Origin of the sequence: Psychrobacter sp. CAL346-MNA-CIBAN-0220 (assembly GCF_040309805.1) — a bacterium.
In the GTDB taxonomy this organism is placed as follows: Bacteria; Pseudomonadota; Gammaproteobacteria; order Pseudomonadales; family Moraxellaceae; genus Psychrobacter.
Genome location: NZ_JBEOPF010000627.1, coordinates 1 through 245 on the forward strand (window position 1 = coordinate 1; position 245 = coordinate 245).

The 245-nt window shown below is 46.1% G+C and carries 1 pseudogene; it reads right to left on the bottom strand.

From position 1 onward, the window contains the following. Positions 1-245: pseudogene (locus tag AAEY88_RS15075) on the bottom strand (hypothetical protein); the annotation flags it as partial.

Here is a 245-nt window from a genome sequence, read left to right on the forward strand (position 1 = left end):
TGTCTCCGGTTATCCTCGCTGCAGCCAATTTACGTTCAATCATTTTATGAACTAAATCTAATTGCTGCTGCATGGCTATAGCGGCATCCGGATGGGTGAGCCCGAGCGCTTCAACTTGTTGCTGCATGACCGCTAATGGGGTTTTTAAGCCATGGCTTAAATTACCCAAGTTATTGCGACTACGCTCAATCTGTTTGGCTGTGTAGTCTAATAACTCATTATAGGTTTCGGCTAACGGGCGGATC